Annotated in this window: 9 protein-coding genes and 1 pseudogene; 4 read left to right on the top strand and 6 right to left on the bottom strand. The window is 67.0% G+C overall.

Translation table 11 applies throughout. The features are described 5' to 3' along the window. Positions 1 to 10: 10 nt before the first annotated feature. Positions 11 to 361 (bottom strand): response regulator transcription factor, encoded by a 351-nt coding sequence (locus LEL84_RS09025; RefSeq protein WP_388028343.1) that lies wholly within the window; start codon positions 359 to 361, stop codon positions 11 to 13. Positions 362 to 496: 135 nt separating this feature from the next. Then, positions 497 to 1,171, bottom strand: a complete 675-nt coding sequence (locus tag LEL84_RS09030) for a helix-turn-helix transcriptional regulator (protein ID WP_226514275.1) — start codon at positions 1,169 to 1,171, stop codon at positions 497 to 499. A gap of 376 nt (positions 1,172 to 1,547) precedes the next feature. Here LEL84_RS09030 and LEL84_RS09035 point away from each other — a divergent pair. Both LEL84_RS09035 and LEL84_RS09040 read left to right on the top strand, forming a co-directional pair. Beyond that, a pseudogene (locus LEL84_RS09035) lies at positions 1,548 to 2,300 on the top strand (acetoacetate decarboxylase family protein); the annotation flags it as partial. A gap of 58 nt (positions 2,301 to 2,358) precedes the next feature. Further along, positions 2,359 to 3,375, top strand: coding sequence for a pirin family protein (locus LEL84_RS09040; RefSeq protein WP_226513843.1), 1,017 nt, complete (start codon positions 2,359 to 2,361; stop codon positions 3,373 to 3,375). 7 nt (positions 3,376 to 3,382) lie between these two features. On the opposite strand, the gene LEL84_RS09045 is transcribed toward LEL84_RS09040, so the two are convergent. Next, entirely contained in the window at positions 3,383 to 4,051 is a 669-nt protein-coding gene (locus LEL84_RS09045; protein WP_226513844.1) for a CE1759 family FMN reductase, read from the bottom strand. Then, a complete protein-coding gene (locus LEL84_RS09050) occupies positions 4,048 to 5,148 on the bottom strand; it encodes an LLM class flavin-dependent oxidoreductase (protein WP_226513845.1) in 1,101 nt (366 codons plus the stop codon). The genes LEL84_RS09045 and LEL84_RS09050 overlap by 4 nt, the downstream gene beginning before the upstream one ends. A 132-nt stretch (positions 5,149 to 5,280) precedes the next feature. Between LEL84_RS09050 and LEL84_RS09055 the strand changes: the two genes are divergently transcribed. Further along, complete coding sequence (locus tag LEL84_RS09055; RefSeq protein WP_226513846.1) at positions 5,281 to 5,814, top strand: DUF4878 domain-containing protein; 534 nt, start codon at positions 5,281 to 5,283, stop codon at positions 5,812 to 5,814. Between the two features lie 183 nt (positions 5,815 to 5,997). Beyond that, positions 5,998 to 6,561, top strand: coding sequence for a DUF4190 domain-containing protein (locus LEL84_RS09060; protein ID WP_226513847.1), 564 nt, complete (start codon positions 5,998 to 6,000; stop codon positions 6,559 to 6,561). Between the two features lie 62 nt (positions 6,562 to 6,623). On the opposite strand, the gene LEL84_RS09065 is transcribed toward LEL84_RS09060, so the two are convergent. Together LEL84_RS09065 and LEL84_RS09070 are read right to left on the bottom strand one after the other, a co-directional pair. Continuing rightward, on the bottom strand, positions 6,624 to 6,935 hold the full coding sequence (locus tag LEL84_RS09065) for a hypothetical protein (protein WP_226513848.1): 312 nt from the start codon (positions 6,933 to 6,935) through the stop codon (positions 6,624 to 6,626). A gap of 282 nt (positions 6,936 to 7,217) precedes the next feature. Beyond that, entirely contained in the window at positions 7,218 to 7,445 is a 228-nt protein-coding gene (locus tag LEL84_RS09070; protein ID WP_226513849.1) for an MbtH family protein, read from the bottom strand. Positions 7,446 to 7,533 lie beyond the last annotated feature (88 nt).

The raw sequence follows: 7,533 nt of genomic DNA on the forward strand, positions 1-7,533 counted from the left end.
GGGCCAGGCCTCACCACTGGTCGAGACCGGTGTAACCGTCCTGGAGTGCTCGCGCAAAAAGGTGGGTTTTCGTCGGCGCACTTCGCCCGACCGCGGTGTACTTCGCCCGGATGCGCGCAAGGTGCGTGCTCACCGTGGACGCCGAGATGAAGAGTCGTGCGGCGGCATCTTCTTTGGACTCGGCGGCTAGCCAGGCGAGCAGAACCTCGACCTCCCGGTCCGACAGACTCGGACGTGTCACCGCCGCTGAGCGTTCGACGGGAACCAAGTAATCAACCGGCTTAGAACGTTGCCGTGGCACGACTCCGTGCCGCGGTGCGGCCGCCGTCCCGGCTCGGAAGATATCTGAAGTGACCGTCATTGTTCCCATCCCCTGTTCAGACCGGCGCTATCTCGTGTGTCCCCGACGCCCCAAATCAATCTGTTTCAACGTTAAGACGGCGTAGTAACTGTCGGTAGACCCAGAAATGGGGACTCGACTCCCGCGGCCATGCCGTCAGCCATGTCTCGTTCGCCCCCAGGCCCCGTCGGGTGTTGACCGTCCCTCGTGCCGGTACCGCTGCGGCACCGGGAGCCATCCGTCTTCGACGGCACGCTTGAAGAGATCCACCTTGGTGCGCGTCGGCCGCCCGGCGTCCGCATACTTCTGGCGAATCCGCTTGAGGTACTCGTTGACCGTCTCCGCGGAGACCCCGAGAGCAGCCCCGACTCGGGCCGACGTCTCGCCGGACGCGTACAGCGCCAACACTTTCTGCAACTGAGGCGACAGGTCGACAGTCGCCAGTTCGGGGTCGCCGTCTATAGCGGCAGCCCATTCTGTGGTGAGGACCGCCCGGCCGTCGGCGGCCGCCCGGATGGCGTCGATGATGACCGACTCGTCCGCCGACTTGAGCACCACGCCGAGCGCTCCGGCGCGCGCCGCCGATCTCAACAGCGCCGGATGCTCTCCAGAGGTGTACACGACGGTGGCCACTCCGGCCGCCGACAATGCGTTGACGTTCTCGCGGGGCGTGGTGCCGTCGTCGAGACGGAGGTCCAGCAGGACCACGTCGAGCTGCATGACACTGAGCACGCCGGCAACCGTCGTCGCCGAGCAGACCAACGAGATGTCCGAAACCGGGTCCAACACTCGTTCGATTCCCCAGATCGGGGACCGATGGTCGTCGACCATTCCAACCCGGATCGCTGCATGACCCTCCGACGAATCCTCGTCGATCAAGGTCGTCTGCTCGTCGTTCACCAACACCCCCACGAGGCACATGCGAGACTCTCAGCCTTTACTCAGCTTCACGTTACTGAAACCTCGACCAAAGCTACGTGCCGAGTCGGACATATCACCCGTCGGAGTGCGAAACTGCACCAACTGGTCCCGATCTGACAGCTGGCGTGTCCACATTCTTGGGGACACCACCCGGATGGGTGCCGCCGGGAGCGAAGGCATGCAAGACTAGAACATGTTCTAAAAGGGTGATCGTGCCGGCGCCAGCCGGCGACAAACCGACCAGCCCCCCCGACCAGACCCGACCCGACACGCAGGAGCAGAACAGGTGAGCGCACCTTCGACGCACGATGTACTCGGCACCCCGGTGACCATGCCGGTCGAGATCCGGCACGCACGGTGCTTCGTCGCCGGTTTCACCGCCGACACCCGGGCCGTGACACGGGCCATCGACGCCGAATCGGCACAGCCCGGGACGCTTCGCCCGTTGCGCATTCGACCGGGTCGCACCATGTGCATGCTCGTGTTCGTCGACTACGTCGACGGCGACCTCGGACCGTACAACGAGTTCGGCGTGTGCTTCCTCGTCGAGGACCCGACCACCCCACCCGCCTCACCGATCCGGGCAATGCGCTCCCTGCTGAGAGGGGACGCGCGTGCGCTGGTGCACCGACTCCCCGTCGACGGCGACTTCACCCTGGCCGCCGGGCGCGGCATCTGGGGGTTCCCGAAGACACTCGCCGAGTTCGAGGTCGACCACTCCTCCGCCACCAGACGCGGTCGCCTCGTGTCCGACGGCGCACTCGTCGCCGACCTGAGTGTGAAGCCGGGACTCAAGGTCCCGGACTCGACCGCCGACACCGTGCTGCACGCCTATTCGCAGCTCGACGGGATCACGCGGATGACACCGTGGCGGCTCACCTCGACCACCGGGACCCGCACCCGCATCGGCGGCGCGCACCTGACCCTCGGCGATCACCCCATCGCCGACGAACTCCGATCCCTGCAGCTGGGGCGGCACGCCCTGATGTCGAGCTCGGTCGATCGGATCACGATGCGTTTCGAGGACCCCACGCTGGTCCGACCGGGGATCTCTCGGGCTCGCGGACGTCCGGGCCGCGGTCGCGGACAATGGTTCCATGAGCAATCTCGAGACGGACCCGGTCGAGGTCGAGTGCCATGCCTACGCCGGCGTCGCCGCGGGCTCGGGCCTCCTCCACATGGACGTCCTGACCGCGCGCGACGTACCGCTCGGCGGCCCGCGCGCGATGACGGTGCACCGGACCCTCCCGCAGCGGTCACGTTCGCTGATCGGAGCCTGGTGTTTCATCGACCACTACGGCCCCGATGACGTCGCGAGCAGCGGCGGGATGGACGTGCCTCCACACCCGCACACCGGACTCCAGACGGTCAGCTGGCTGTTCACCGGCGAGGTCGAGCACCGGGACACGATGGGCAACCACGCGATGGTCCGCCCCGGCGAGATCAACCTCATGACCGCCGGGCACGGCATCGCGCACACCGAGGTCTCGACACCTGACACCACCACCCTGCACGGGGTACAGCTGTGGGTCGCGTTGCCGGCCGAGAATGCCGACACCGCACGCGACTTCGCACACCACCGGCCCGATGCTTTCGACCTCGGCGGGGTCACCGCCAGGGTCTTTCTCGGCGAACTGTTCGGCACCCGCTCGCCGGTGCACACGTTCACGCCGTTGACCGGCGCCCAGCTCGACTTCGCACCCGGCGCGGCCGTCGACATCGACGTCGACCCCGAACACGAGCACGGCATTCTCGTCGACACCGGAAGCGTCGAGGTCGCCGGCGCCGACGCCGCACCGCTGGCCCGCACCGAGCTGGGCTACATCGGGTTGGGCGCAGGGCGGATCACGCTCACCAACGTCGCCGAGACCGACGCCCGGGTGATCTTCCTCGGCGGCGCACCGCTGGCGGAGGACATCGTCATGTGGTGGAACTTCATCGGGCGCACACACGACGACATCGTCGGCTACCGGGACCAGTGGGAGGCGCGCAGCGAACGCTTCGGGCAGGTGCAGGGTTACGTCGGTTCGACGCAGCACCTGCCCGCGCCGCCGCTGCCGCACTCACGGCTGCGCGCCCGGGCCAACACCCCGGGGCGCGCCGCCCCCGGGTGAGGGCGCATCACGCCGTTCCGAGCAACCTCGCGAAGTTCGCGATCCCCGCGGCCTCGACCGCCTGCTGCCTGCCGTCGGCCACGGCCGCGCGCGGCGGTTCCCCGTCGGCGGCATTCCCCGGCCCTGTGCCACCCCTCGGTCCGAGGAGCGAGACGAGTTCGGCTGCGGCACGGCCGATCCGGTCGTTCAACGACGCGGTGTCCCCACCGGCGCCCGCCCAGTCCGCCGACGCGGCGTAGACGCCGGTCGGCAGGACGACGGCACGTAGGTAGGCGAACAACGGTCGCAGCGCGTGGTCGAGCACCATCGAGTGGCGCGGGCTGCCGCCGGTCGCCCCGATCAGCACCGGTTTGCCCGACATGGCGTCGATGTCGACGAGATCGAAAAACATCTTGAACAGGCCGCTGTACGACGCGTTGAAGACCGGGGTCGCCACGATCAGGGCATCGGCCCCCTCGACCGCGTCGAGTGCCGCGCGTGCCCGGCCCGAGGCGAAGCCGACCGTCATCGCCTGTCCCAGGTCGGCGGCGAGGTCACGCAGGTCGACGATCTCGACGTCCGAGCGGCCCGCCCCGAGTCCTTCGGTGACGGCGGCGACCATCCGGTCGACGAGCAGTCGCGTCGACGACGGTTCAGAGAGACCGGCATTCACCGCGACGATCCGCAGGGCGGTCACGAGGACACCTCCACATCCTGATCGGCTTCCTGGCGGGCGGCGACGAGCGAGGCGTGCGTCGGCGCGTCGGGAACGTCGTCGGGACGTCCCTCCGCAAACCCGGCGCGCAGGTCCGGTAGCACCTCGCCCAGCAGGTCGAGCTGCTCCAGCACGGTCTTGAGCGGCAGACCCGCATGGTCGACGAGGAACAGCTGACGCTGGTAGTCGCCGTAGGTCTCGCGGAACCTCAGCGTCTTGTCGACGAATTCGGCCGGGCTGCCCACGGTGAGCGGCGTCTGCGAGGTGAACTCCTCCAGCGACGGGCCGTGCCCGTAGACCGGCGCGTTGTCGAAGTAGGGGCGGAATTCACGAACCGCGTCCTGCGAGTTGCGCCGGATGAAGAACTGTCCGCCGAGTCCGACGATGGCCTGGCGGGCCTTGCCGTGTCCGTAGTGCTCGTAGCGTTCGCGGTAGAAGTTGATCAGCCGCTGGAAGTGCTCGTTGGGCCAGAAGATGTTGTTCGCGAAGAAGCCGTCCCCGTAGTAGGCGGCCTGCTCGGCGATCTCGGGGCTGCGGATGGACCCGTGCCACACGAACGGCGCGACGTCGTCGAGCGGACGCGGCGTGGAGGTGAACGAGGTGAGCGGCGTCCGGAACCGGCCCTCCCAGTCCACGACGTGCTCGGTCCACAGGCGGTGCAGCAGGTGGTAGTTCTCGATGGCCAGCGGGATGCCCTGGCGGATGTCCTGACCGAACCACGGATAGACCGGGCCGGTGTTGCCACGTCCGAGCATCAGGTCGACGCGCCCGTCGGCCAGATGCTGCAACATGGCGAAGTCCTCGGCGATCTTCACCGGGTCGTTGGTGGTGATCAGCGTGGTCGCGGTGCTCAGCTGCAGGCGCTGTGTCTGCGCCGCGATGTAGGCCAGGGTGGTCGTCGGTGACGACGAGAAGAACGGCTCGTTGTGGTGCTCACCGATGGCGAACACGTCGAGGCCGATGTCCTCGGCCTTCTTGGCGATCTCGACGATCGCCTTGATCCGCTCGTGTTCGGTCGGCGTCTTACCGGTCGTCGGATCGGTGGTGATGTCGCTGACGCTGAAGATTCCCAGTTGCATGTCGCGCCTCCCTTGTCGTGGTCTCACCTTGCTAACCGGACCGCGGTCCGATTAATTCCGTAACAGGGTGAGTTAGGGTGGCTTACATCCGCCACGGAGCCGAACCGTGGCAGTTGGGATGAGGAGAAACGCATGAAGATCCGGAAATCCGCCGCTGCCATCGCTCTCACGGGCGCCGCACTACTCGTCGCCACCGGCTGCTCGGAGTCCTCCGACACCGTCGACGAGGTCACCAGCAAGGTCTCGACCGCGGTCGAGAGTGGCGTCAGCGAAGTCGAGTCCGCCGCGACGGACGCCGTCGACGAGGTCACCGGGCTCGGTAAGGACGAGGCGCAGTCGATCCTCCGCAAGGCGATCGACCCCGACACCCCCGAGAACGAGATCGACTCGGTGGTCGACGTCACCAACCCCGCCACCAAGCCGGCGATCATCGCCTTCGCCAAGGGGGCATCTGCCGCCGGTTACGGACCGGACGCGTTCACGGTCACCGACGTCAAGGAGGACGGCGACAAGAAGGCCACCGCGACCGTGGCCGTCAAGAGCCCGAATGCTCCCCAACCGGTCGACATCACTCTCTCCTTCGTCGACACCGACGGATGGAAGCTCAGCGGTGACGCCGTCACCCAGTTGGTCAGCATGAGTCAGGGCCAGAGTCAGGGCAACTGAGGTCCCGACGCCGCGACTTCGAGAAGCGTCGCCGAGATACAAACTCACAGGGCGGTCATCTGCAGATTGCGGGTGACCGCCCTGAGCGGTCTCCGGTGACGTCATCTCAGGGCGTGGTCGGCGGTCGCCGGTAGACTCGCGCACGTGCGGCCCGATGGCGGAGGCCGACAGCCAGGAGGTGCCGTGCGCGTCGACAATCCCACCCACGAGATCACACCCGCGGTGACCGATCGTCACGTGCGCTGGCCGGCGGTCAACGATCTCGACGAGCCGAGCCAGACCGTCGAGCCGGCACCCGTCCGGCCTGCGACGCGAGTCGAGACGCGGATGCGCGTCATCGCCTCCGAGCACGCCGCCCTGCCCCCGGTGGGCGATTTCTGGGACCTGCAGAACCCTGATCGATTCGTCTCGAGTGCGGTGTATCCCGCCTCGGCGCCACAGCCCTTCGCGCTTCCTCCGCGCGCGTATGCCATGCCCATACCCACCGGACGGACTGTCGCGCCGGCCGCTTCGCTGGCGCTGACCACCGGACTTCTGTCGGTGCCGGGCATCCTCGTTTTCGGACTCGGAGCACTCCTCGGCATGATCGCGGTCGTCTCAGGCGCCGTCGCGCTCCGACAGATCAACCGCGCTCCGACCACCCGTTACGGAACCGGACGAGCAGTCGCGGGCATCATCACCGGTACCGGGAGCGTGCTCGTCGGTGGGCCGATCCTGCTTGTGGTGTTGCTACTCGCGGGACTCTGAGACTCCGAGTCAGCTCCGTAGACCGATCCGCCGCTCGACGGGTCTGTCCGTGTACGGGCAGGTCAGCTGACTGCGCGTAGACGCCGCGCCGGCGCGGCCTCGTCGCGGTGGCGATCGAGCCAGGCGTGGATCTCGCCGATGACCTGCATGCGCACATCGATCGGTTCGATGTCCGCCAACGACGGAATGCAGTGCATGAGGGCGGCGTAAAACGCCGATGCATGCGACATCCCGTAGTCGGCCAGGACCGTCTCGTAGTCCCCGACCCGATCGGCGAGAACGCCGTAGGTGAGGGCCTCCTCACCCAGGCGAACCGCGGTCAGGTGGGGCGTTATCGCCCCTCGGTTCTCGATGTCATCCAGTAAGCGTTCCATGGTGTGCCTTCCTCCCCCGCCGAAGATGGCGTCGAACGCGACGACACGGCCTCCCCGGCCACTGTGCGCTGCGATCCTTTCGTCCAGTGTGCCTCACTCCACACAACTGTGACCCTTCCGAGTCTACTTTTATGTGGCCGACCCCACACCCGAATCCGCGCCGGATTCCCGTCTGCCATGTTACAGCTGAGGCCGCAGGTGCGAAGGTGTCGAGCGTGGCAGCTGGTGTTCTGTTACCCATGTGCAACAGTCCCACCGTCGTCTCGCTCGGCGGGGTCGAACTCAGGAAGCGGAGTTCTTGTCGGCTTCCATGGCCTCGATCAGGCTCTTGGGGCGCAGGTCGGTCCAGTTCTCCTCGACGTACTTGAGGCACGCCTCGCGGCTGTCCTCACCGAAGACCTTGTTCCAGCCGGCCGGGATGTCGGCGAACGTCGGCCACAGCGAGTGCTGGTTCTCGTCGTTCACCAGCACGAAGAAGCGGCCGTTTTCATCGTCGAACGGATTGGTCATCTCTAACGTTCCTTTCCTAGCGGCGACGATTCTCGTCCCCGATGTTGAATTGACACCTCGGCGAACATGCTCGGCCACCGAGTCTCGA

The sequence above is a fragment of the Gordonia sp. WA4-43 genome, assembly GCF_020520305.1.
Taxonomy (GTDB): Bacteria; Actinomycetota; Actinomycetes; order Mycobacteriales; family Mycobacteriaceae; genus Gordonia; species Gordonia hongkongensis.

What these genes read in the sequence shown, in the direction of transcription:
- LEL84_RS09050 (WP_226513845.1), bottom strand. Translation starts at nt 5,148, where the DNA reads ATGCAACTGGGAATCTTCAGCGTCAGCGACATCACCACCGATCCGACG.
- LEL84_RS09065 (WP_226513848.1), bottom strand. Translation starts at nt 6,935, where the DNA reads ATGGAACGCTTACTGGATGACATCGAGAACCGAGGGGCGATAACGCCC.
- LEL84_RS09070 (WP_226513849.1), bottom strand. Translation starts at nt 7,445, where the DNA reads ATGACCAATCCGTTCGACGATGAAAACGGCCGCTTCTTCGTGCTGGTG.
- LEL84_RS09030 (WP_226514275.1), bottom strand. Translation starts at nt 1,171, where the DNA reads ATGGTCGACGACCATCGGTCCCCGATCTGGGGAATCGAACGAGTGTTG.
- LEL84_RS09040 (WP_226513843.1), top strand. Translation starts at nt 2,359, where the DNA reads ATGAGCAATCTCGAGACGGACCCGGTCGAGGTCGAGTGCCATGCCTAC.
- LEL84_RS09055 (WP_226513846.1), top strand. Translation starts at nt 5,281, where the DNA reads ATGAAGATCCGGAAATCCGCCGCTGCCATCGCTCTCACGGGCGCCGCA.
- LEL84_RS09025 (WP_388028343.1), bottom strand. Translation starts at nt 361, where the DNA reads ATGACGGTCACTTCAGATATCTTCCGAGCCGGGACGGCGGCCGCACCG.